Origin of the sequence: Priestia sp. YIM B13489 (assembly GCF_042787645.1) — a bacterium.
GTDB lineage: Bacteria > Bacillota > Bacilli > Bacillales > Bacillaceae_H > Priestia > Priestia megaterium.
Genome location: NZ_JBHZOQ010000053.1, coordinates 469887 through 495728, shown reverse-complemented (window position 1 = coordinate 495728; position 25842 = coordinate 469887). Strand labels below are relative to the sequence as shown.

The following is a 25842-nucleotide window of genomic DNA, read 5'->3' as shown; positions in this document are numbered from 1 at the left end:
TTAACGAACCCCCTCTTGTTGTTTTTTTGGTTTTTCATCTTTTTTCTTTGTGTAGTCGCGTTTACGCGGTTTAATTAACGATACGTCTACCTCTTCATAATGGAAAGAAGGAGCCGTTTTCTTATCCACAAAAGATGCCATTGTTGTTTTTAAGAATTCTTCATCGTTACGATCTGGGAAATCTGGCTTATAATGAGCACCGCGACTTTCGTTACGGTTGTAAGCTCCTAGCGTTACAACACGTGAAAGCTGAAGCATGTTTTGCAACTGACGAGTAAATGTTGCCGCTTGATTACTCCATTTAGCTGTATCATTAATGTTAATACGATCATAGCGTTCAATTAATTCTTGAATCTTTTCATCTGTTTTTAACAGTTTGTCATTGTATCGTACGACTGTCACGTTGTCAGTCATCCATTCCCCTAGCTCTTTATGAAGAACGTATGCATTTTCTGTACCTTGAAGATTCATGATATTGTTCCATTTCTCTTCTTCTTCTTTCACATGACGATCATATACGCTTGAAGAAATAGCATCTGCGCTCTTTTCTAAACCATTGATGTATTCAACCGCTTTAGGGCCGGCAACCATACCACCATAAATAGCTGATAATAATGAGTTTGCTCCTAAACGGTTCGCTCCGTGCTGTGAATAATCACACTCACCAGCTGCGAATAAGCCAGGAATATTTGTCATTTGATCGTAATCCACCCATAAACCGCCCATTGAATAGTGTACGGCTGGGAAAATTTTCATTGGTACCTTGCGCGGATCATCGCCCATGAATTTTTCATAGATTTCGATGATACCTCCAAGTTTAATGTCTAGCTCTTTTGGATCTTTATGTGAAAGGTCCAGATAAACCATGTTCTCTCCGTTGATTCCTAATTTCTGCGCTACGCAGACGTCAAAAATTTCACGAGTTGCAATATCACGAGGTACTAAGTTACCGTATGCAGGATATTTTTCCTCTAAGAAATACCAAGGTTTACCGTCTTTATATGTCCAAACGCGTCCGCCTTCTCCACGAGCAGATTCACTCATAAGACGAAGCTTATCATCTCCTGGGATAGCAGTTGGATGAATTTGAATAAACTCTCCGTTTGAATAGTATGCACCTTGCTGATACACGATAGATGCCGCTGAACCTGTATTAATAACTGAGTTCGTCGATTTTCCAAAAACAATTCCAGGTCCACCTGTAGCCATAATAACCGCGTCAGCTGGGAACGTTTTAATTTCCATTGATTTTAAATTCTGTGCAGAAATTCCGCGACAGCTGCGCTCATCGTCAAGAACAGCACCTAAGAATTCCCATCCTTCGTACTTTGTCACAAGTCCGGCAACTTCATAACGACGAACCTGCTCATCTAATGCGTACAATAATTGTTGACCCGTTGTTGCTCCAGCAAAAGCCGTACGGTGATGCTGCGTCCCGCCAAATCGTCTGAAGTCTAACAAACCCTCAGGAGTACGGTTAAACATAACACCCATGCGGTCAAGTAAGTGAATAATACCAGGAGCTGCTTCACACATTGCTTTTACAGGTGGCTGGTTGGCTAAAAAGTCTCCGCCGTACACTGTGTCATCAAAGTGTTCCCATGGTGAATCCCCTTCACCTTTCGTGTTTACGGCTCCGTTGATTCCACCTTGCGCGCAAACTGAGTGAGATCTTTTTACCGGAACTAGTGAAAATAAATCTACTTGCTTGCCAGACTCAGCAATTTTTATTGTTGCCATCAAGCCAGCTAAACCGCCACCGACTACGATGATTTTTCCGTTACTCATCGGAACCCCACTCCTTCAAAACCTTAATTTTATGCAAATGCGAATAATGTACGAACACCTACAAATGTAAGTGCTAAGAAGATTGCTAATGTCACATAAGTTGAAATTCTTTGAGAACGTGGTGTTACAGTTAACCCCCAGCTAACTCCAAATGACCATAGACCGTTTGCAAAGTGGAAGATCGTAGATACAACACCAACTATGTAGAATGCAAGCATTGCCGGGTTGCTTAAAATTCGTTCCATCATTTGAAAATCTACTTCTTTTCCAAGCGCAGCTTGTATTCTGGTTTCCCATACGTGCCATGTGATGAAGATAAGTGTGATTACACCTGAAACACGCTGAAGGATAAACATCCAGTTACGGAAAAAACCGTAGTTGTTAACGTTTGTTTTAGCAGTGAATGCGATGTAAAGACCGTATATTGCGTGAAAAACGATTGGTAAGAAAATAATGAAAATTTCTAGAGCATAGCGGAAAGGTAAGCTCTCCATGAAGTGAGCTGCTTGATTAAATGATTCTTCTCCCTTTGTCGCGAAATGATTCACAACTAAATGCTGTGTTAAGAAAATCCCGATTGGTATTACCCCAAGTAATGAATGGATTCTCCGATATTGAAACTCTCTGTTTGCCGCCATCTGCGTAGACCCCCCTTAGTTAAATGAACATAGTTTGTGAAGAACTTTCTTACTCCCACTAGACAAATAGATTAATCGTGAATACAGGAAATGAAAACCTTTGCATTTCCTAATAAAGTATGTGACAGGTTNGCCGTATGACGGGAAATCTGTCACGTACGGTTCTTAGGGGGGCGGGCGCTCGTGAGAGTGCCTCCCTACCCGACTTAAGTAAATCATAAAGTATTTCATAAAAATCCACAATTTAACTATTTACCTTAATGACGGCAAGTGGCGCCCGATTGTGGAGAACCTTTATAAATAAAGGGATTTTTTATATGACCCATTTTTCCTAGCACGTTAATTAATATGGTAATTATTGTAGGTTTTTGGTTTCATTTTCCTTATAGTGTATTGTGGGAAAATTTTTTTTGTAGTATTCTATCATCGATTTGGATGCCATCGAAGTAATGAATCTAGTTTATTGTCTGCAAAGATAATTCCTCTATATGTTTCTAAGACTACATTTTATTCCAAATCAAAAAATAAGGGAGGGATAGGATGTCCAGGTTTTATAGACGTATCGTTTTATCTGTATTTTTTTTGTTTTTGGTCACAGGAATGATTTCACCGGCACAAGCGCAGTCTGATTCAAATGGCGGAGGTTATTGGCTCCCAAACAACAAGGAGAAGATTGAAAAGGCAACTAAACTTATGAAGCAGGGCAAGTCAGTTGAAGAGATTGGGATTAAGCAAGATCAGATCCAGAAAAAAGAAGGCATCCAGACATTAGATAAATTGCTGGAGGAAGACCGGCAAAGTGACACAACATACAGAGCGAACATGGCGCCTCCGATCAAGACAGCAGCCGGATGGACACCCCCTGACTTCGACTATGATCATATCCTGACTACAGAAGAATGCCAGGGAAGTCCAGACAGCAGTTCAGAAACAGGGTATATTAAAAACCGGTATTCCTTCTGTTGGTCCCACGTCGCAACATATCAAGTCCCAGTAAAATGCATTGGTGGGTTCTGTTTTTACGAAGGCGTTCAATTTCAATTCACTGAAATAGGTTATGGCTCCAACCAAAGTCGAAAAATGAGGGTCTATTATACACTTGATGATATCCTCGTAACTCATCCATCCTTGAATGGAGCCAAGTTGAAAATTGATATGGTATGTGAATCCAAGGTGAACGCAGGTGACTGTAAAGAGGATCCCGACTTTCCATCGACGGAACGAACAATCGCCCAATGGAAAAACACGAACTTCAGTACAGAAATTTTCACATCAGAAGCACCCCCACCAACTGACGCAAACCCTGATCAGTTAGGGTACATGGAATTTTGGCCAAAACTTACCCTTACACATGCACCAAGGAAATTCAAAAAGAGCATTGATGGTATTAAACAGACCGTTCGTTACGATTCTGCAAAATATATGTTTGCTTTCCCTAATCAATATTTCTGGCAAGGAGCCGTATTCAGTAAAGCCACACCAATCTTCAATGTTCCGGTCACAAAGCCAGAATTTTCGATGTTAGCCGAAGCTGGACAGCATTGGAAGTTTGCGATGGATCATCCAGATCAGACGAAGCCTCAAATGGCTGGAAAGAAAATACCGGGAGCTGTGGGAGACAGCACGCTGACACGGATGTATCCGAAACGTCATCAGGATGAATATAATCGCAATAGGAACAAGACAAGAAGGACTTGTGACAGGGAATTCGGAGATGAGGATCGGACCGGCAAGCAGTGTGACGAATATCCGTTTGCTTCCACCTGGGAAGGTTCGGCGACCAATGGATCGGATAATTTTTCAGTAAGAATGATTTCAAGCGAATCGAACGGTGCTGCAGGGACATGGCTCGGTGCCTGGTACGCCTATGATAGGATTCTGGATGGGGATACTTTCAATATGCAGGTCGAAGCCCCTGAGAAAATAGCTACGATCAGATCGGAAGGTCAGCCTCAGGACGGACAGGATAACCGATCAAGTGATAACTTCACGATTGGGAATATCCCTTCTTACGCGACCAAGTTACAATGGAAAATCGTCGACGGCCCTACTAATGCGAAATTCGATGTCATGAAAGACATCAGCTTCGGCATCGACGAAACGATTTTCAATGATCTTACAGACGGATCCGAGACAGAAATCAAAAAGAGCGAAGATTTTTACATTGCCAGACCGGAAGACACCGATGGAGAAAGCTTCACTGTTGAAGTTTATGCAATCCCATAATAATAACTTAGAGGCTGGCCTTTAAGTGTCACATACTTAAAGGCCAGCCTCTTTTAAACCATTAGAGAATCAGATCCAAACCTACTGTTTCAACATTATGTTATTCCTTTAATTCAAGAAATACTAATTTCTTTTTTAATAGTCCTATATTTATAAAAAACGCTAGTAAGGCTTAACATTTCGTAAACAAAACAATATTTAATCACTATTTTTACTCTTCCTGATTATTTAACAATCTGGCCCTTTCACGGAACAACTCTATCGTCGGTGAAGAGAATGTTAGAAAGAATATTATTTTCTACTACCTAAACAGCTACCTAGGGTCGATTAAAGTAAAGAGAATTAACTATTTAGTTATAATATAGTGGTTGGTCACTATAAAACAAGATTTCAAGTTAAAAACAACAGGTAAATGATAAATAATAATTTATGTGGAGAGGTGTTCAATTATGAAGAAGTCTACAGCAGTTCTACCAGAAGAGTGGATGAGGTTAGTTAAAGAAGCAATGAATTTAAATGTGAGCAAAGAAGAATTTAAACAGTTTCTAGAAGAAAAAACTCAAAATAACACTACAGTAAAAAACATTAGATAGCTTCTATATCTAATGTTTTTTGCTATCACTAAATTTGTTTACTACCTAAGAAAGCTTTTTTAACAGGCATTTTTGTGCGCTTGGATAGTAAAAAGCTTTTATATCAACAATGTATAAAAAGCTGCATATTGAAGAATATCTATCATTCCAAGAGGCCTTGTCCTCCAAGGGGTCTTTTTTTGTTTTGTCAATTTTTTAGAATAAGGGATTTTTATTTGGAATATTAGTATTTTAGAGAGGAGAGCAGTTTGATAAGGTATTGGTGGTGAAAGTTATGTGTAGAATCATTATCCTTTTGATGAACTAAAACAGTTTAATTTATAAACCTTAAGGGGTGTTTATTTATGGTTATAAATAGAAATAAAGATGATAGTTTAATTGGAATCCTTCTATACATTGTAACGATAGGGATTTTCCACCTTACTGACTTAGCTGCCGAGATGACCTTATGACAATAAAAAAGATAATTTCTCAATTAATAGAGAAGCGTAGAACTTGGGGTTATGGTGCTGCTATAGCAGTAACGCCTTATCTGTTAATCAAAATTGCTTGGACTTTCGGACTCTTCATGCCGACCCAACAAATGGGTGATATAAGTTGGCGCACTGCAAATGCCATAACGATGGTGCTCGCCGCAGTTGGTATCCTGTTAGCATTCGCGTTCAGCATGCCTTGGGGCGAGAGGCTACCTGCCTGGTTGGTTGCCTTTCCCGTTTGGGTAGGTACTGGTTTACTTATTCCTATGTTGTTGTTGGCACCAGTGCTTGGCCCTGCTGCTATGATACGGGATCAGAAGACAGGAGTCGCCAACATTTGGGTATATGAGCAGATTTTTGTAATAATTTCACTGGTTGGAGCCGGCATCTGCCTACCTCTTGCTTTAGCTGGATATGCCAAGACGCGTTGGCCAGAGGCATTTGTTGGTCCAATCACTACCGATTTACTTCCAGGCAACAGCCAGAAACTGTATATCTCCTTGGCTAGACCTGTCTCAGCTGGCTGTATCCTGCTTGGATTTATTAAGGTATTCTGGGCTGCTGGTGGAACTATTGGCATCGACCCAGCTATGTTAGATAACCGGGATTTATGGTGGCACCTATTGTCATTGAGTACCGGTGTGTGGGCCTTTGCAGGGTCTTGGGGTTTATTGGTACTAACCACCCGCCGCGGGTCGAAGAGTTTTTTTCCACCTATGGCTATAGCATGGATCGCGTCGGGAATGCTGTTCTCATATAACCTCTTCAATCGTTTGTCCGCCACTCGCCCTGATACACAACCTGCACCGGAGTACCCACTTGCACATGTACTGACCACAGAGTTAGGCAGCGTCTTAGGAGTTATGATGATAATGGTCATCCTGATGGTATTGCATGACCGCCGGAGAGCAATGCGCAGCGCGGCATAAAATCAAGAAATTAAGATTTGGGTGGGAAGGAATAATAAAAAGTGATTCCGAAAAAATGTTTTATGTTAACAAGAGATAAATATCATATAAAGCCTAAAATAGAAAAAACTACTGTTGTTGAAGGACAGTAGTTTTTTCTCATACAGACGATTAGAAAATTGTGTGACAAATACCCACGTCGGAAGGTATTCTAATTGCATTTTGCTCCAATTATCTAAGAGATATACTGATACATATAGATGTAAAAGCACATTATATAATCAATTCCATTTAGATAGAAGTCAACTTTTTCATCTAAGTGTCGTTACTCCTCATTAAGCAACTACTAAAGTACTTCATATATTATTATAATTTCCCTACTTACTCTAAACGACTCCATTTCTACACCGATGGTGGAGAGAGCACCTGTATCCTATGAACAAATAGTGAATTCAGTCCTTTAAGTAATAAATTTATTTTAAGAATTCACCTCTATTAGCTGCCCTATGCATAAACAAAGAGCGTAATTCTTGATGTAGAATTACGCCCTTTTGCTGAATAACAATTATGTTTCTTAGGTTACATCTTTTCAATAGGTCTAAGTGTTTGTCAATTTCTACGGTTGAAACGTTTAATTGCTTCTTCGGTCACCGGCTCGAAGAGGTTAACGAGGTTGCCGTCGGGATCGCGAAACAACATAGCACGGTTCCCCCACAGCATTAAAGTAGGTTCCTTTACCCACTCATTGACAAACGGTTTCAGGCGCTCGTATTCAGCATCGACATCGTGGACGTGGAACTCAATGATAACAGTGCGATTGTCCGCCGCCACTGCGGAACCAGCGCCGAACAGTTGCACTGTCTTAGAGTGGCCAATTGCCAAGGTGCATGATGGCACAAAAAGTTCGGCAAAGACAGGGACGGGACGTTCCGCCGAAACACCTAAGACTTTCTCATAGAACTTGACAAGACGATCCACATCGTCGGTAATAATGCGTACAGAAGCAAAATTCATAAAATACCATCCTTCCTATAATAAATGATACGATATCGTATCAGATCATTTTGGGCTAGAACCCGCGAAGCTTCAGTAAGGGAAAAGTGGTTGTGGAAAATAGGTTACAAAAGTTCCAACGACAATTATTTTAGAACCTTTTCCTTTTCTCAAGAATTAAACAGCCTATTTAAAGGTTTACTTTTTCAGTTTCAAGTAATCTACTTTGGGTATTAACTGACGTTCGCTGGTTCTATGATCATCCTTCCATGCCTTGCTGCTCCATTGATCCAAAGTGAAATGAATTAATTTCCGTGGATGTTAATTGGGTGTATTAATCGATTGATGCAAGACATACTCCGCATGTATCTTTCAACCCTTTATGTTTACTTTCTCTAATTATAAAAGAACGCTACTGACAACTGTATGTCAGTAGCGTTCTAACATTTTTTTTGCCTCTTCACGAATTCGATTTTGGAGTGATTCAGGCTCCAACACAACCACACTCGCTCCCCAGCCAAGTACCCATTGCAACAATTCGTCCAGTTGATGAACACGTAAGATCACATGCAATCCATCCTCATGCTCTTCCATACTCTCTATGTAATGATAATTGGATTCCTTCACCTTATCCGCAATGTCATGGTTAAATTGAAGATGAACTAGCAAGTGTCTATTATCCGGAGGGGTATACTCGCTTAAGTTAAAATGCGTCGGTGGTTCGAATCGTTCTTCAAGACTAATAAGTTCCGTCATTCGGGATAAGCGAAAATGACGAATTTCTTGGCGCAGATCACACCGAGCCACGAGCATCCATGATCCTTGAATGAGCACCAATCCATAGGGAGCAACCGTACGAACACTATGACGATTACCTTCGGAATCTTCAAGTTTTTTTGCATAACGAATGCTGATCTTTTGCACGTTTAATATCGCTCCACGAATCTTTTCCAGATATTTCTTTTCTTTTGACTCCCTGACCTGTTTATCAGAAATGAGCAAACGCATTGCCTTGCGTACACGAGATGTTTCTTTAAGAATGTTCTTCGGTAGAATGGCCTCAATTTTCCCGCGGGCAGCTTGAGCCCTGGCACGATAATCATCATCAAATTGTTGTTCAATAAAGTCCGTTCCAATTAGCAAGCTCACGGCTTCTGGTACGGTGAAGCCGATTGGCGGCAGAAAATAACCTTCCATCAAAGAGTATCCTCTCCCGGCGGCTCCTATAATCGGTACGCCCGCCTCACTCAGCGCCTGAATGTCACGGTAGATAGTCCGCACGCTCGTTTCAAATAGAGCCGCCAAATTTTCGGCCCGTATAACTTCTTTACGTTGCAGCTCCAGTACAATGGCTAATAAACGGTCTGTTTTATTCATTGGGTGCCCCCTTTTAATGTTTTCGCAAAATAATAATACCATACCTTGATGGAGATGATGATTTAGTAAATGCAGAGTTGTCGAATAGGTAAGTGTATGGGTATCTATGCGGGAATCTCTACAAAATAAGGGCAATGCCTCATAATTTATAAGAGCCCCTTGCTCCTTTCGTACTGTTATTTGTTAGTAAGCATTAGTTAGAGAAAAAATAATACCTCCTATAATTGCTGTGAGTATTGTTTTTATTAACATCAAATACCCCTTTCTCAGAATTGTAGCAAAAATAAAAATCCCACTGGCATTGGCAAGCGAGATAGCTTTTTATCAGAATTCACAATTATAAAGTACTAAATATAACTACAAGTAAATAATGTGATATATCTCTTAAAACACCATTTTTAGAGGGGGCGCATATGTATAAAAGGTGCGCTTCTTATACATTTTTTTGACTTGCATTCCTAAGCGAAACCTTATGACACCAAGGGTATATAAAAATCTGCATAAAGAAGAAAACATCCTATTTGGAAGTCTTGCCTGCCAAGGGCTCTTTTTTTAGTTCCGGTGGAGACTTTATGTTAACAAAGCTTTTTCTATTCACAGAAAATCTAATAAAAAATCTGCTACAGTGCTTTAAAGAATATGATTTAAATTTTCTAAAAGGTTAAAAGTATGCTCAGCATATAATGTAGTGAACAATTGTCTAGTCTGAGGTAGAACCTCAACAAAAGGCTTAGTCAAGAGTATCTTTTTAAAAGAAAAGTTTATTGAAAAAATCTTTGGGATTCGAACGTAGAACTTTCTATTTCTTGACCATTCCATATCCATCGATTCATTGTGTTTCTACTTTTATTTAAATATACGTTATTGCTAAGCTCATTATATTTATTTGAATAATGAAGATTGGCTAGAAGTAAGTTAGATTTTACTGAAACCATAATGTTATTATTGATGATGTTATAGATCGCATAATATTGCATTAATAACTGGCCGCCATCCATTTTTATTGTATCGTTCCATATAAGATATTTTGCGTAATAGAAGTATTCATTGTCCCCCCACGCTTTTCATCATATCCCCCAATTGAAATTCCTGTAAAACGATTCTCATAAATCATGTTTCGTACGACTTGAATGTTGGTAGTCTGTTTACCGTAGTGTTCACTTGCAATTTCTATTCCTAAATCGTTATGACTTGAAATATTATGTTCAATAACAACATCCTTTCCTCCATCCACATAGATTCCTCCAGCAGAATATTCAGTTCTGTAGGCTGGGTTGGAATAACTGCTTACGTTGTAAATAGAGTTTTCACTGATAACTCCTTCACGAGCTTGATCAAATTTTTTATCAGGAGCTATCTTTTCGAAACCAATTACATCAATACCTATATTATCAACGTTACGAATCGTATTTGCATGGACTACAAACTTTTTAACATTTCCATTTAGAGTCAGCGCTTCACTAAAACCTAAAGTTAAGTTTTCGAGTAAGTTTCCCGATATTTCAATGTTGTTTAATGAACGTGGCGCTTCGGATCCATAAAAAGCTATTCCATGTGCATTTCCGTTTTTATGTGCAGTCTTAATATCAAAAATATGATTGTTAATAATCCGAAGACCTTTGCCTCTTCCCTCTACTAAAATACCACATGGTGTATTTTGTTCTTCCAAAGTAGAAAAATGCCCTATATTTAGACCTTGAATTGTAACATAGCTCTTGTTTTTTATGGTAACTAGCCCTCCATCTGAAGAACCACTCTTTATATTCTTTCCACTAATAATGGGCCTTTCATTTTTATAGTTTCTGAAGATAATGGGATTTTGTTTATTGCCTGAACGACTAATCATTAACTTTTCGTGATAGACACCGCCTCGAATATTAACAGCCGTCCCAGGTTTAGCTACTTTACCTGCCTTTTTCAAAGTTTTAAAGGGACTGTTTTTAGTACCTGCATTTTCATCACTTCCTGCAGGAGAGACGTAGATTTCATGATGTATAGGATCTACTAAAGGTTGAGTAGCAGCCTCAACCCTTTGATTTATACAACACAGGAAAAGAAGAAGGATGCTACCTGCTTTTTTCATAAGATACTCCTTAATGTTCATGAATTTTACTTACAAGATCTTCCAATTATACTATTGCTTCGCTAATAAGTATGTAAAACATCGCACCATGCCTTATTACTTTCTTAAAGTACAATCAATGGAAAGCGCTAAAATAATGCTAGAATAATGTAGTAAATCAGTTAAAACAGGAACATGTAAATTAATAAATTTTAAACGCTGAAAGGATTACTAATGATGGATGAAAAAAAGTGTAGGTGACTTAATCTTTTTCAATAGAAGGAATAAGTCACCTATTTGTGTTTTACCTAAACAGTCATTGTGGTTAAAAGCGAATATTTCTACTCCTTACAACTCACTATTGTATCTTCTTGCCTTTAGATAAATTATTAAAAAGAAAATGATTGGATATAAATTACATAACACTTCTATTTAGTAAGTTTTAGACAAAGTAATTATTGATCGAATTAAATATTAAACTTATATAATTTAAAGGAGTAAATGTACAAATTATGTTATCGAAATTAAAGTTTTAATATTTACACTTAGTGACGACAAATAAAGCCTTTTTCTACAAAGTATATAAAAGATAACTTATTTTTATATAAAGTAAGTTTACACTTTTACTTTTATGTAAGTTAAAATGGTCAAGTAATAACTATAATAAATAAATCTAAATAAGTACTTAATTTTAAGTATACTTACTTTTTGATTAGTATTTTTATTGCTTTTAAACTCGTTATGAACGTTATTGTTACTGTTTAGAGGAGGTTTGTTTTTTACATACATATGAAGACATACGTAATCTTAAATGAATACCTCTCGGTTTTTGATTAGTTCATAATGTAATACTAATGCTCTATTTCATTTTGGAAATAACTACTCCTATAACCATAATGAAAATTCCTAGTAGGGTTTTCCACGTAGGAGCTTCTTTGAAGAAAAGGTAACCCACTAACTCAAAAGCAATAAATATGAATCATAATACCAGGTCTAGTTACTCTAAAGAAGATTATAAGCAGTAATGTTTAGAAAAAATTCTATACACTTTCTCATCCATTCATCTCGTTTTGTATTATGCATATTTTTTTTAATTTGTTTCACAATAAAGAATGGATAAAGAAAGGAAGGGAAATTAATATGCAAAACTTAACGGAGTTAGAAGTAGAGAATTTACGTCATCTTATCGGCGCGCATGGGACACTTATCAACAAATTAGAACAATACGCTCAAGAATGTAATGATTCACAGCTTACAGCAATGCTACAAAAAGATGCACGTGACGCTAGAAATACAAAACAACAGCTGATTTCATTTTTAGGATAGGAGACTGATAAAGATGAATGAAAAGGATATTGTAAATGATTATTTAGCAGGTCTTAACGCAAGCTTAACAGGTTATGCCAGTATTATTAGTCAAACAAATAACCAACAATTATACNAATCATTCTGCATTATTTATTATTATACTATATTATTAAATTTGTCATCTTTTTTTGAAAAAGAAGAGAAAATTGCGGGCTAAGAGATAAAGAGCATTTAATTGATTACTAGATAAAGCAAAAAAATGCTTTTTTTCACTTTGATTTTTACCATTGAGTCTAGAAAGTATTTTACATAAAATGAAAGAAAGTAAAAAAGCTTCGTTTAGGTGATCTACTTGTAATAAATACGAAAATAAATTTTTGAATGCGGTTACATTTTTGTTGGTGTACAAAATTAAGAATGATGGTGAAGGAGATGAAGGAAGTGATTGCTACACCCTATATAAACTTGGAGATAAACAAGGAACCAGGTGTGCATGTCGTATTGGATGAAACAAAAAAAGATGGTGTTTACTTTATTAAATTAACGGTCAAGTCGGTTAAAAAAAGAATTCTTCCAAAAATGAAATTAAAATGGAGCGTTCCATTGTTAGATATCCAACTGTATAAATCTTTACAAACTAGTAAGGGCGATGTGAATGCCTCTTTTGTTCATTGTTTTATGAATAAGAATGGTTCTAACCGCTACACCATTGCATGTTCAGACATACGTCATCCTATTCTGTGTGCTCCTAATTGGAAAGACATGTGTTTAGATGTAGAAATGACCTTATTTAGTGAAAGCACTTGGTCTCTTCATAGCTATGAAACTGAACTGCGAGTAGACACAAGAATAGTTGAAACAGAAGAGTTATTCAAAGGTTTAGCGAAATGGTATGAGAGAAAAGAGATTAATCTAGCATCTGCTTTTGAGCATGCAACGGCAATAGATGAAAAAGGAAATGTCTCGTTAGATATTTGATGGTAAGGAGAGGAATAAAATGGGGATCTTATTTAATGAAGGTACAAAGGAATTTCACCTGCAGGGACGCGATGTAAGTTATATCTTTTCAGTGTTGAGAAACGGGCAGCTCGGTCACTTGTACTATGGAAAAAAGCTTAAGCACCGTTCATCTTTTCAGCATTTTTTACGTGTAGAAACAAGAGGAGCTAGCGCTTCGGTATATGAAGGAGAACTAGCATTTTCTCTTGAAACAATCAAACAAGAGTATCCTTCTTATGGAACAACAGACTTCAGAGAGCCAGCCTATCAACTTCTTCAGCAAAACGGAAGCCGAATCACAAATTTTGAATACGATAACCATAAAATTTACAAAGGCAAGAAGCCATTAAAAGGCTTACCTGCTACATATGTAGAAGAAGAGAGTGAAGCCACAAGTGTAGAAGTTGAACTGATTGATAAATTGCTCAATGCATCACTTATTTTAACGTATACCGTTTACGAAGACCGAAATATTATTACGCGTCACTCACGATTTGAGCATAGAGGAGAAGAACCAGTCGATATTTTGCGTATCATGAGCGGCAGCATTGATTTGCCTACATCAAATTATGAGATGGTTCAGCTTTCCGGTGCGTGGATTCGAGAAAGACACGTGAAAACACGAATGCTTCAGCCTGGTATTCAAAGTATTTCTAGTGCGAGAGGTACAAGCAGCAGTCAGCAAAACCCATTTTTAATTTTAAAAAATCCAGCTGCAACTGAACACAGTGGAGAAGCGTATGGTTTTAGTCTTGTATACAGCGGAAACTTTCTTGGACAAGTGGAAGTAGATCATTATAATGTATCAAGAATAACGATGGGAATTCATCCTTTTGATTTTCAGTGGCGACTAGAGAGTGGAGAAACTTTTCAATCACCAGAACTAGTACTGGCTTATTCAAATAGCGGTCTAAACGGACTTAGCCAAGAGTATCATGAGCTTTATCGCAAGCGTCTAGCTAGAGGAAAATGGCGGGATTTGGAGCGGCCAGTTTTAATTAATAACTGGGAAGCGACGTACTTTGATTTTACCGAAGAGAAAATTGTACATATTGCCAAAGAAGCACAAAAGCTGGGCGTTGAACTTTTCGTATTAGATGACGGCTGGTTTGGCAAGCGTAACGATGATACAACTTCTCTTGGAGACTGGTTTGTAGATAAAAATAAGCTTCCGGGCGGTATGAAGTCATTGGCTCAAAAAGTAACGGATTTAGGTATGGACTTTGGGTTATGGTTTGAACCCGAAATGATTTCAAAGCAAAGCGACTTGTATGAAAAGCATCCAGATTGGTTGATTCATGTGCCAAATCGTCATCAATCTCATGGACGAAATCAATATGTGCTTGATTTTTCAAGAGAAGAAGTAGTGAATTATATCTATGAACGAATGGAAGCTATTTTAAGTGAAGCACCTATCTCTTATATAAAATGGGATATGAATCGAAATATAACAGAGATTGGATCTGTTGGGCTGCCCGCGAACCGTCAGTTTGAAGTAGTACACCGCTATATTTTAGGTGTGTATGATTTGTATGAGCGACTAACAAAGAAGTTCCCGGATATTTTATTTGAATCATGTGCAAGCGGGGGAGCTAGATTTGATCCGGGAATGCTTTATTATGCTCCTCAAGCTTGGACGAGCGATAACACGGACGCGATTGAACGTCTAAAGATTCAGTACGGCACGTCTTTTGCCTATCCAATCAGTTCAATGGGAGCACACGTATCAGCCGTACCAAATCATCAAGTACGCAGAGTAACAAGTCTAGAAACAAGAGGAGACGTTGCGTATTTTGGCGCATTTGGTTATGAGTTAGATGTTACGCTGATGACAGAAGACGAAAAAGAAACGGTAAAAAACCAAATTCAGTATTATAAAAAACACCGATCCCTTATTCAAAATGGCACATTCTATCGATTAAAAAGTCCGTTTGAACAAGATGGAAATGTGACGAGCTGGATGGTTGTTTCATCCAATCAAAAACAGGCAATCATCGGTTATTATCAAGTATTAGCTAGACCAAATCCTTCTTATGAACGCATCGAGCTAAAAGGGCTTCATCCTGATTATGAATATACAGTGATGGAAACAGATCAAACAGCTTATGGAGATGAGCTCATGTACGCAGGAATTACTCTAACTCATGAGTATCCGGGTGTTGAAGCATACGATGAAAAATCTGGAGACTTTGTATCGGTTATTTACACACTGCAAGCGCAATAAGCAAAAAGCCACTTCTATATCATAGAAGTGGCTTTTTTGAGTTAACTATTAATCGTATATTGTTGACATAAAAGGAGAAGTAATGGTAACTTTTAGTTATAATTGTTAACTTTATATTTTTTTAGTTTACTAAAGTGGAGGGGAATCGATGGAAACCACAGGTTTAAGAGATTGGAAAGCACTTGCTCAGTCTATTATTAAAGGGAAAGAAATTACATATAATGAAGCGCTTCAACTTCTTCATGTACCGGATGAAGAAGTGTTAGAGGTCATGAATGCCGCGTACTTAATTCGTCATCATCATTATGGAAAAAAAGTAAAGCTCAATATGATTATTAATACTAAATCGGGTTTATGCCCAGAAGACTGTGGATATTGTTCGCAGTCGATTGTATCAGAAGCACCGATTGATAAGTATGCGTGGTTAACAAAGGAGAAAATTGTAGAAGGTGCTTTTGAAGCTCAAAAAAGAAAAGCAGGTACATATTGTATCGTGGCGTCAGGCCGCCGTCCTACTGATAAAGAAGTAGCGCACGTAGTGGGAGCGGTAAAAGAAATTCGTCAAAAGACAGACTTGAAAATCTGTGCCTGTCTAGGCTTTTTAACAGATGATCAAGCACACGAACTAGTCGAGGCGGGTGTTCATCGCTATAATCATAATTTAAATACTCACGCTGATAACTACGACAGTATTTGTTCTACGCATGGCTATGAAGATCGAGTCGATACGGTTACTACATCTAAAAAAGCAGGTTTGTCACCTTGTTCCGGTGCGATTTTTGGAATGGGCGAGACACATGAACAAGCCGTTGAATTAGCTTTTCAAATTAAAAAGTTAGATGCAGATTCTATTCCATGCAACTTTCTTGTTGCCGTTCCAGGAACGCCTCTAGAAGACAAAAAGGCGTTAAAGCCAATGCAATGCTTAAAGCTGTTAGCGATGATGCGTTTTGTAAATCCAACGAAAGAAATTCGAATTTCAGGAGGCAGAGAAGTCAATCTCAGATCGCTTCAGCCGCTTGGTTTGTTTGCTGCAAATTCAATTTTTGTAGGCGATTATTTAACGACTCAAGGTCAAGAACCTACAGCTGACTGGGGATTAATTGAAGATTTAGGATTTGAAATCGAAGAATGTGCACTGTGAAGTCGTTGAGAAATCAACGGCTTTTTTTATCTTCAGCAGATTTACAGGAACTATACGTTTACTTTACAAAACTCAACAGCTTCTTTATATTGCCTTCACAAATAACCATTATTATAAAACATGTGAACGACAAGTGAATAGTTACTAAGGTTATGAAATTGAGAAACCACAAAAAACAATAGGTCTATATAAACATCCTATGCGTTTTTTGTGGTTTTTTTATAAATGAAAGGAAGGAATCGTTTTGAATAAGGAAGCAGATTTCTTACAACAGCTTGGACAAGATCGTTTAATTGCATCCATTAAAAGTCCGAAAAATTTAGAGCGATTTTTAGAAACAGAGATCCAGGCCGCCTTTTTATTAACGGGCAATATTAGTGTGATTAAACGCTATGTAGATTTACTCAAACAGCATAATCGAATGGTTTTCTTACACATTGAAAAAATTCCGGGAATTAGCTATGACCGGGAAGGGCTTAAATTTCTCGCTAAGTTTGTAAAACCCACAGGGATCGTAACCACTAAAAGTTCACTCATTAATTACGCAAAACAGGAAGGGCTGGTTGCTATTCAGCGACTATTTTTAGTGGATACAGACGCAGTAGCACAAGGGTTAAAAACCGTTCAAAATATTAAACCGGATGCATTAGAACTAATGCCAGGATTGATTCCGGAGATGATAGAGAAAATCGTTAAAAAAATAAGTATCCCTATTATTACAGGTGGACTCATTCAAAATGAAAGCCATATCCAAGCTGCTTTAAAAGCAGGGGCTACGGCAGTTTCTACAGGGAAATCATGGCTATGGAAAAAATATGAATGAGCGAGAAAGGAGCGTTTTTAATGAAAAAAGTAGAGTTAGTTAACGTTGGAAAGTCATACGATCAAAAAACAAATGTCATTCAAGATATTAACGTCACAATTGAACCTGGAGAATTCTTCGTATTAGTAGGTCCTTCAGGATGCGGGAAAAGTACAATGCTGCGAATGATTGCCGGATTAGAAGAAGTCACGCAGGGAGAGTTGCTAATTGGAGATGTAAAAGCAAATAAACTGCTTCCAAGTCAGCGCGATTTGTCCATGGTGTTTCAAAACTATGCTTTATATCCGCATTTGACAGTAGAACAAAATATTCTTTTTGGTCTGCATACAAAGAAGATTTCAAAGCAAGAACAGCAAAAGCGCTGCAGGGAAGCAGCAGAAATGCTTGGTTTAAGTGAATATTTAAAGCGAAAGCCTAGACAGCTTTCGGGAGGACAGCGCCAGCGTGTAGCACTCGCACGTGCTATTGTTACTCATTCGCCTATTTGCCTGATGGATGAGCCGTTATCCAACTTGGATGCAAAGCTGCGAGCAAAAATGAGATCAGAAATTCGCCAGATTCAGCGTAAGTTAGGTATTACGATGATTTATGTCACGCACGATCAAACGGAAGCGATGACGATGGCGGATCGAATGATGATTTTAAATGGAGGTAATATTCAGCAGGTTGGGCGTCCCCTTGATATTTACAATGCACCGGCAAACACGTTCGTAGCGTCGTTTATAGGTTCTCCTCCTATGAACTTATCAAACGTTTCTATAGAAAATAACTTACTCGTTTTTGAAGATAGAAGAGCTATTTCTATGAGTACACCACACAGTAACTTTGGCGGTAAAAAGGAAGTTGTGGTTGGAGTAAGACCTGAGCATGTTCAGCTTGCGACAAACGATAACACCAGCTTTATTGTAGAGATAGATAATGTCGAAATTCTAGGAACAGAAACACTGCTTACATTTCATATGGGTGACAAGCAGTGGATGGCTAAGTGGAACGGTCAATGGAATATAAAAGTGGGAGAGCGCGTCCCTATTTTTATCGATCCAAAACATCTGTTTTTATTTGATAACGATACAGGTTCATGCTTGCACTATGAACCATCAACGGAAGATTTAACTGTAAAGGGGGCATTTGTATGAGTGCTGTTACCAAAACAGCAAACTCGCCTGTTTCTGTTTCATCCAATCCACAAGAAAAGAAGTCAATGCCTAACCTATTGGTAGGATTATCTTACTTGCTGCCATCATTATTATTATTTGGTGTATTTCTTTTCTACCCAATGATTAAGACGTTATATTTAAGTCTTTTTATTACAGATACACAGGGAAATCCCTTGAAATTTGTAGGGCTACAAAATTTCTTTTATCTATTTACAGATCCAAACTTTTTACAAAGTATGAAAGCCACTTTTTTATTTGTACTCTACACGGTGCCTATAGGTTTAATTATTGCCTTATTCCTAGCGCTAATCGCAAATGAAAAGCTCAAAGGAATTGGTTTTTTCAGAACGATGTTTTCATCTACGATGGGAATGAGCGTAGCGGCTTCTTCTGTAATTTGGATGTTTATGTATAACCCGACAATCGGTGTTATCAATAAAGTATTAAATCTTGTAGGAATTCATGATGTGCAGTGGTTATTAGACCCTAAGTATGCGCTGATTGCTGTGTCTATCTCTACGATTTGGATGAACATTGGTTTTACCTTTTTAATCTTACTTGGCGGGTTACAAAATATTGATGAAAAGCTGTATGAAAATGCGCGTATTGCTGGAGTTAGCTATTGGTATCAGCTACGTAAAATTACGCTTCCGATGCTTTCGCCAACGCTGTTTTTTATCATTACCGTTTCGTTTATTAACGCGTTTCAAACGTTTGGACAAATTGACATTTTAACAAAAGGCGGACCTACAGATTCGACAAATGTCATTGTTTATTCAATCTACAAAGATGCATTTGTAAACTATAATGTTGGCTCTGCAAGTGCTCAAGCTACAATTTTGTTTTTCTGTATTCTACTGGTTACGGCTCTTCAATTTAAGCTTGGAGAAAGGAAGGTACATTATCAATGAGCATCACGAGAAAATGGACAACTTACTTGCTACTCATTGCAGCTACTTTAGTATTGATGTTTCCTATCCTATACGCTTTTTCCATTAGTTTTATGAGTGGAGCGGAAGTGTTAGAAGGGAAGATTTGGCCGTCATCTTTTTCATTTGAAAACTATCGGGATGCTTTTGAAAAAGTTCCGCTGCTTCATTATTTAATTAACAGTTTTGCTGTATCTATTTTTGTTATGGCCGGGCAGCTGTTAGTTTCAAGTTTGGCAGCTTTTGCATTTGTATTTATTAAATTTAAAGGAAGAGATACTATCTTCTTTCTCTTTATTTCTACGATGATGATTCCATGGGAAGCAACGATGGTTCCTAACTTTTTAACAGCGCAAAAGCTAGGGTGGATTAATAATTATTTAGGATTAACAATTCCTTTTTTTGCTTTAGCGTTTGGGACATTTTTGTTGCGTCAGCAGTTTAAAACCATTCCGAATGAGTTATATGAAGCTTCTCAAGTTGCAGGGATCAGCCGCTTTCGTTTCTTTTGGAACGTCGTGCTCCCTGTGTCTAAAACAAGTCTAGTTACGCTTGGTGTATATAGCTTTTTAACAACATGGAATATGTATTTATGGCCACTATTAGTGACAAATACAGAGGATGTTCGTACCGTTCAGATTGGTTTAAAACAAATGCAAACGCAGGAGATTTCAACTGATTGGGGAGTGGTTATGGCCGCTGTCGTGGTTGTTATTATACCGACATTATTACTATTATTCCTAGGTCAAAAACGTCTTCAAAAAGGATTAACCCAAGGTGCAATTAAATAGGAGAGTGAATGTGATGAAAAAGATATTGGCTATCGTAACGGCATGCTTGCTAGTTATTCTAGGCGCTTGCTCAAACTCAACTGGTTCTTCGGAAGCGCAAGAAACAAAAAAAACAGCATCAGGTAAAACAGAAGTCGTTTTTTGGCACGCCATGAGCGGTGACCTTGAAAAATCACTCAATAAAATAGTCGATGAGTACAATAAATCTCAGGATAAAGTTGAAGTAAAGCCCGTTTTCCAAGGAACGTATGAGGAAGCACAAACAAAATTTAATACGGTAGCAGGAACTAAAGATGCACCTGCTATCATGCAAACGTTCGAAGTAGGAACGAAATTCATGATAGACAGTGGTAAGGTTCAGCCTGTTCAAAAATTTATTGATGAAGACCACTACGATACTTCACAGTGGGAGAAAAACATTTCAAGCTATTACCAAGTAGATGGAAAGCAATATTCAATGCCGTTCAACTCTTCAACACCGGTTCTTGTTTACAACAAAGATGCCTTTAAAAAAGCAGGGTTAGATCCTGAAAACCCACCAAAAACGTATGATGAATTAAAGGCAGCTGCAAAGAAATTAACAGAGAAACAAGGAAATAAAACATCACAATACGGTTTTTCAATTCTAAATTACGGATGGTTCTTTGAAGAGCTAGTTGCTTCTCAAGGCGGTTTGTATGTAGATCACGAAAACGGTCGTAAAGGGGATGCCGAGAAGGCAGTATTTAATGGAAAAGAAGGACAAAACGCATTTAATTTAATCAATGACATGTACAAAGAAGGTACCTTCTACAATGTAGGGCAAAACTGGGACGATATGCGCGCAGCATTTCAATCTAAAAAAATTGCAATGTTTTTAGATTCATCAGCAGGTATTAAAACATTAGTAGATAATGCTCCATTTCAAGTAGGCGTATCAGATCTTCCTGTGCCAAAGGAAGAGGATCGCCAAGGAGTAGCTATCGGGGGAGCATCTTTATGGATGTCTAAAGGAATTAGTGATGAAACATCTAAAGCGGCGTGGGACTTCATGAAATATTTAGCAACACCAGAAGTTCAGGCAAAATGGCACGTGGAAAGTGGCTATTTTGCGGTTAATCCTAAAGCATATGATCAAGAAATTGTAAAGAAAGAATGGGAAAAATATCCTCAACTAAAAGTGACGGTTGATCAGCTTCATAAAACTAAATCAACTCCGGCAACACAAGGCGCTTTAATTTCGGTATTTCCGGAATCACGCCAAAAGGTAGTAACAGGAATGGAAAGCCTGTACCAGGGAGTAAAGCCGAAACAAGCACTTGATCAAGCAGCAAAAGAAACAAATAGAGCATTAGAAGTAGCCAATCAAAAATAACGTATGATTACGAAGCTCGTCTTTCAAGTTATTTTGAGGACGAGCTTTTTATTTAGTGAATGACTAGTTAGGAGAGACAGAGGACAATGAATAATTCAATTGATCTTTATGCGCATCGCGGCTTTAGCGGACGATATCCTGAAAATACAATGATTGCATTTGAAGAAGCTAGAAAAATGCGAGTTTCAGGTATTGAATTGGATGTACAACTAACCAAAGACGGGGAAATAGTAGTGATTCACGATGAACGAATTGACAGAACGACGAATGGAATGGGATACGTTCAAGAATTTTCGTATAAACAGCTGCGATTATTCGATGCTGGAAGCTGGTATGATTCTCGTTTTTCTAAACAATCGATTCCCACGTTAATAGAAGTGTTTGAGTGGATGATGGACAAAAAGACAGAAATGACCGTGAACATTGAATTAAAAAATGACCAAATTTACTATCCAAAACTTGAGGAAAAAGTTCTTCGTCTAATCGATGAGTTTGATTTAGAAGATCAAGTTATTTTGTCATCTTTTAACTATGATAGCTTGGCTAAAGTGAGATCTCTCCATTCATATATATCAACAGGTTTTTTATTTGAAGGGGTGAGTGAAGATGCGATTGGAAAAGCAAAATCAATAGGAGCGCACCTACACTGTGACATGTCTTTTGCTCTTTCTTCGTACGAGAAAAAAGCAAAGCAAGAAGGATTAGACTTGCGGGTATATACGATTAATGAAATGGATGACTTCTTGAAGCTTCAGCAGGCTTCAGTAGAAGTCGTGATGACAGATTATCCTAATCGCTTTTCCTCTAAGGTGTTCAAAGGATAACATAGAAAGAAGCCGAGACAAAAATATTTGAACCAAAATGAAAAACGAACCATTGATCAAAGTGCTTGATTAGCGGTTCGTTTTTTTTGTTATGGTAAACGTAGGTTTCATGTGTGTAGGTCTTTCTAGCAGTTGATTAAAGGGCAAAGCGAAGACTCCTGCGGGAAAAGCGGAACAGGTGAGACCCCGCAGGAGTCTTCGCCTTGCATGGAAATCAACTGCGGTGTAACAAGCGGTTCAGATCATGTATCCCATTTGTTCGTCTTTAGGTTTTAAGTTCGTTATGTCGCACTCTCTTTTTATACAAAAAAATATTTTTCTATTCTGAATAGTATAAAAGTTATATTGTGAAATTGTTCTATAGATGATATATTGAGAATAGATTATAATGTTCCTTATGAAAGCGAATACATGTTGCGTAGCTCCGCAAACGTTCATTTGCCGGTCCCTAGCATCGTCTGTTATCTCTTTTAGGAGGAATAAAAAATCATGTATGATCAAGATACTATCTATATTATTGGAGATGCCAAAGCTCCTCAAAGCAATCCGATTACTAAAAAGTTCAATCAGTATTTTTTAGGATTGGTAGTTGATAAAACAAATGGAAAAATTATTGATGTGGAATGCTCAGCGACGATTGAGTTAACCGTTCGATTTGTTCAATCAATTTTTATTGGACGCCACATAAGTGATCCCACCCTTATAGACGACATTAACAGCCGCTACTTCGGGTCTTCCCAAAAAGCGCTGGTGGTAGCGTTTCATGATGCACAGAAAAAATATCAGCAAATAACAGCTGCTTTGTCTACATAGACCTAGACGAAATCCAGCCTGACGTTTTCAAACGTTGGGCTGGATTTTGTTTTGTATAAAAACATTTTCGGGGAGATGAAGGGGGAAGAATAAATGATTCAAGATGGATTTATGTATGTGAGTGTATTAACTGCCTTTGCTGCGCTCATGGTAGGGATTGAAAAAAGATTTAAAGCCAATCGATTTTTTAAATTTATTCCGGGTATTGTACTTATTTATATAGGAGCTGCTCTTATGCAAACGGCAGGGGTATTTGGGGATAGCGAATCAAATGTCGCCATGTATACGGGCGTTAAAAATGCACTGCTTCCGGCCATGCTGATGCTTATGCTGTTAAAGTGTGATGTTCGAAGTGTAATTAAACTTGGTCCAAGAATGCTGGGAGGATTCATCGTTGCGGTTTTTAGCATAATGGTAGGTTTTATCCTCGTCTATGCCATCTTTAAGAATTTCTATGTAGAGGACACGTGGAAAGCTTTTGGTGCTTTATCAGGAAGTTGGACCGGAGGATCAGCTAACATGGTTGCTCTCCAAGGGATTTTGGATGTTCCAGAAAATATATTTGGCTACGCTCTTATGATGGATACGATTAACTATGCTGTATGGGTTATGTTTATGTTTTGGCTTGTACCATTTGCATCTAAATTTAATAAATGGACAAAAGCAGACGTCAGCTTTATTGAGAATAGTATAGATGAAGTCGCAGCAACTTCTGAAAGCGAAAAAGAAGGCCCGCAGTTTCAGCATCTTCTTTATTTACTTGGTCTAGGTTTGTTCGTTTCGGCATTTTCTACATTTATCGGAGGGCGTTTGCCTGAAGTGGGAGCGGTTATTAATGCAACGAGCTGGACGATTATGATTGCTTCTGTGGTTGGTCTAGTGCTTGCTGTAACCCCAGCGGCAAAAATTCCAGGTACGCTCGATGTATCAAACGTTATGTTATACATCGTTGTAGCGTTAATTGCTTCTCAATCAGATTTTTCAAATTTAGCTCAGGCTCCTATTTACTTAGTATCTGGTTTTCTTATTATGTTCGTGCACTTAGTGATCATGCTGTTGCTAGCTAAACTATTTAAATATGATTTATTTACGCTCGGAGTAGCAAGTTTAGCTAATATTGGTGGAATGGCGTCTGCTCCAATGCTTGCGGCTGCCTATAACCGTGCACTGATTCCGGTAGGAGTCATTATGGCTCTAATGGGTTCCTTCTTAGGTACTTATTTTGGTATGATGGTCGCCAAAATTTTAGGAGCGATCTAAGAATAAACCAAAAATACGTATGAAAGAATATTTGTGCTGAATCGAAAGGAAGCGATTGAAATGATAATTAAAGACATAACTGTAAAGCATCAAACCGTTCCACTGCTCGTTCCGTTTAAAACAGCGCTTCGAACAGCAACAGAGATAGACAGCATAAGTGTAGAGATTCAATTAGAAAACGGAATAAAAGGAAAAGGAGCGGCTTCGCCAACATATGTTATTACAGGCGATTCTTTAGAAGGCATTCAAGCTGCACTTCAAGGACCTATTAAACTAGCGCTAATAGGAGAGGATATACGTCAGTTTCAAAAACTCTTAAAAAAAATTCAAAGCTGCTGTATTCACAATTCAAGTGCTAAAGCAGCTGCTGATATCGCTTTGCATGATGCTTATACAAAGTTTCTTAACATTCCTTTATATGCTTTCTTGGGCGATAAGCAGCCTATCTCTACATGTATGACGATAAGTGTTGATACACCTGAAAAAATGGCTGAAGACGCACAAAAAAGTGCAGCGGACGGATTTGACATTTTAAAAGTAAAGGTAGGTTCAATTCCTGAGCTAGACCTTGAGCGTATTAAACATATTCGATCTGTCATTCCGGATCATGTAAAACTTCGGTTGGATGCAAATCAAGGATGGACTCCAAAACAAGCAGTGCAATTAATTAATAAAATGGAAACTCTCAACTTTGGTATTGAATTGGTAGAACAACCTGTCCCTGCTCATGATTGGGAAGGGTTAAAGTTTGTGACTGAACGAGTAAACGTACCCATTATGGCAGATGAGAGTCTATTTTCTGCCAAAGATGCATTAAGGCTTGTAAGCGGGCGGTACGTGGATCTTTTGAATATTAAGCTAATGAAGTGCGGAGGAATTAATGAAGCAAGAAAAATCGCAAGTATTGCTGAGGCGAACGGTGTTGCATGTATGATTGGAAGCATGATGGAACCATCACTTTCCGTGGGAGCAGCTGCTCATCTGGCAGCCGCTCATCCGAATATCACGTATTTTGATCTAGATGCTCCTCTTTGGCTTTCAACTGAACTGGATGTGTTAAAGTACAGCGGTCAAGAGGTTTTCTTATCAGATCTTCCTGGAATAGGAGAAATCACCGTTCCTATCTCAAAATAAAAGGATAGTAATATAGTAGAA

At 38.1% G+C, this 25842-nt stretch carries 21 protein-coding genes and 1 pseudogene; 17 read left to right on the top strand and 5 right to left on the bottom strand.

The window, feature by feature from the left end:
* Positions 1-1788 (bottom strand): succinate dehydrogenase flavoprotein subunit, encoded by a 1788-nt coding sequence (gene sdhA / locus ACFX4W_RS08410; protein ID WP_013059399.1) that lies wholly within the window; start codon positions 1786-1788, stop codon positions 1-3.
* Positions 1789-1817: 29 nt separating this feature from the next.
* Positions 1818-2426 (bottom strand): succinate dehydrogenase cytochrome b558 subunit, encoded by a 609-nt coding sequence (locus tag ACFX4W_RS08405; RefSeq protein ID WP_013059400.1) that lies wholly within the window; start codon positions 2424-2426, stop codon positions 1818-1820.
* Between the two features lie 540 nt (positions 2427-2966).
* Between ACFX4W_RS08405 and ACFX4W_RS08400 the strand changes: the two genes are divergently transcribed.
* From ACFX4W_RS08400 to ACFX4W_RS08390, 3 genes are all read left to right on the top strand, one after another.
* Positions 2967-4652: a NucA/NucB deoxyribonuclease domain-containing protein gene (locus tag ACFX4W_RS08400; protein WP_377559347.1), complete on the top strand. Its 1686-nt coding sequence runs from the start codon at positions 2967-2969 to the stop codon at positions 4650-4652.
* Between the two features lie 449 nt (positions 4653-5101).
* Positions 5102-5245, top strand: a complete 144-nt coding sequence (locus tag ACFX4W_RS08395; protein ID WP_377559346.1) for an anti-repressor SinI family protein — start codon at positions 5102-5104, stop codon at positions 5243-5245.
* Positions 5246-5693: 448 nt separating this feature from the next.
* Entirely contained in the window at positions 5694-6650 is a 957-nt protein-coding gene (locus tag ACFX4W_RS08390; protein WP_377559345.1) for a hypothetical protein, read from the top strand.
* A 588-nt stretch (positions 6651-7238) separates the two neighbouring features.
* On the opposite strand, the gene ACFX4W_RS08385 is transcribed toward ACFX4W_RS08390, so the two are convergent.
* From ACFX4W_RS08385 to ACFX4W_RS08375, 3 genes are all read right to left on the bottom strand, one after another.
* Positions 7239-7643: a VOC family protein gene (locus tag ACFX4W_RS08385; RefSeq protein ID WP_377559344.1), complete on the bottom strand. Its 405-nt coding sequence runs from the start codon at positions 7641-7643 to the stop codon at positions 7239-7241.
* A gap of 408 nt (positions 7644-8051) precedes the next feature.
* Positions 8052-8999 carry a helix-turn-helix transcriptional regulator gene (locus ACFX4W_RS08380; RefSeq protein ID WP_320519850.1) on the bottom strand — a complete coding sequence of 316 codons (948 nt, stop codon included), beginning with the start codon at positions 8997-8999 and terminating at the stop codon, positions 8052-8054.
* A 1000-nt stretch (positions 9000-9999) separates the two neighbouring features.
* The gene (locus ACFX4W_RS08375) at positions 10000-11082 is read right to left on the bottom strand and encodes a right-handed parallel beta-helix repeat-containing protein (protein WP_377559343.1); all 1083 of its coding nucleotides are present in this window, start codon (positions 11080-11082) and stop codon (positions 10000-10002) included.
* A gap of 1119 nt (positions 11083-12201) precedes the next feature.
* On the opposite strand from ACFX4W_RS08375, the gene ACFX4W_RS08370 reads away from it, so the two are divergent.
* The 14 genes and pseudogenes from ACFX4W_RS08370 to ACFX4W_RS08305 all read left to right on the top strand — a co-directional run bounded on the left by ACFX4W_RS08370 (position 12202) and on the right by ACFX4W_RS08305 (position 25821).
* Entirely contained in the window at positions 12202-12387 is a 186-nt protein-coding gene (locus tag ACFX4W_RS08370) for a hypothetical protein (protein ID WP_097813546.1), read from the top strand.
* Between the two features lie 13 nt (positions 12388-12400).
* A pseudogene (locus ACFX4W_RS08365) lies at positions 12401-12502 on the top strand (spore coat protein); the annotation flags it as partial.
* A 299-nt stretch (positions 12503-12801) separates the two neighbouring features.
* Positions 12802-13347: a hypothetical protein gene (locus tag ACFX4W_RS08360; protein ID WP_241771343.1), complete on the top strand. Its 546-nt coding sequence runs from the start codon at positions 12802-12804 to the stop codon at positions 13345-13347.
* A gap of 19 nt (positions 13348-13366) precedes the next feature.
* Positions 13367-15592, top strand: coding sequence for an alpha-galactosidase (locus tag ACFX4W_RS08355; protein WP_043978104.1), 2226 nt, complete (start codon positions 13367-13369; stop codon positions 15590-15592).
* 148 nt (positions 15593-15740) lie between these two features.
* On the top strand, positions 15741-16736 hold the full coding sequence (bioB, locus tag ACFX4W_RS08350) for a biotin synthase BioB (protein ID WP_043978101.1): 996 nt from the start codon (positions 15741-15743) through the stop codon (positions 16734-16736).
* Between the two features lie 244 nt (positions 16737-16980).
* Positions 16981-17559, top strand: a complete 579-nt coding sequence (locus ACFX4W_RS08345) for a glycerol-3-phosphate responsive antiterminator (protein ID WP_043978098.1) — start codon at positions 16981-16983, stop codon at positions 17557-17559.
* Between the two features lie 20 nt (positions 17560-17579).
* Positions 17580-18695: an ABC transporter ATP-binding protein gene (locus ACFX4W_RS08340; RefSeq protein ID WP_043978164.1), complete on the top strand. Its 1116-nt coding sequence runs from the start codon at positions 17580-17582 to the stop codon at positions 18693-18695.
* Positions 18692-19627: a carbohydrate ABC transporter permease gene (locus tag ACFX4W_RS08335; protein ID WP_028412674.1), complete on the top strand. Its 936-nt coding sequence runs from the start codon at positions 18692-18694 to the stop codon at positions 19625-19627. The genes ACFX4W_RS08340 and ACFX4W_RS08335 overlap by 4 nt, the downstream gene beginning before the upstream one ends.
* On the top strand, positions 19624-20436 hold the full coding sequence (locus tag ACFX4W_RS08330) for a carbohydrate ABC transporter permease (RefSeq protein WP_043978093.1): 813 nt from the start codon (positions 19624-19626) through the stop codon (positions 20434-20436). The genes ACFX4W_RS08335 and ACFX4W_RS08330 overlap by 4 nt, the downstream gene beginning before the upstream one ends.
* Before the next feature lie 13 nt (positions 20437-20449).
* Positions 20450-21790 (top strand): ABC transporter substrate-binding protein, encoded by a 1341-nt coding sequence (locus ACFX4W_RS08325; RefSeq protein WP_043978090.1) that lies wholly within the window; start codon positions 20450-20452, stop codon positions 21788-21790.
* Between the two features lie 86 nt (positions 21791-21876).
* Positions 21877-22614 (top strand): glycerophosphodiester phosphodiesterase, encoded by a 738-nt coding sequence (locus ACFX4W_RS08320; RefSeq protein WP_043978087.1) that lies wholly within the window; start codon positions 21877-21879, stop codon positions 22612-22614.
* Between the two features lie 489 nt (positions 22615-23103).
* Positions 23104-23427 carry a DUF3870 domain-containing protein gene (locus tag ACFX4W_RS08315; RefSeq protein WP_028412670.1) on the top strand — a complete coding sequence of 108 codons (324 nt, stop codon included), beginning with the start codon at positions 23104-23106 and terminating at the stop codon, positions 23425-23427.
* A 93-nt stretch (positions 23428-23520) separates the two neighbouring features.
* Complete coding sequence (locus tag ACFX4W_RS08310; protein WP_043978081.1) at positions 23521-24687, top strand: DUF819 family protein; 1167 nt, start codon at positions 23521-23523, stop codon at positions 24685-24687.
* A 60-nt stretch (positions 24688-24747) separates the two neighbouring features.
* A complete protein-coding gene (locus ACFX4W_RS08305) occupies positions 24748-25821 on the top strand; it encodes a dipeptide epimerase (protein ID WP_025753225.1) in 1074 nt (357 codons plus the stop codon).
* The last annotated feature ends 21 nt before the right edge of the window (positions 25822-25842 follow it).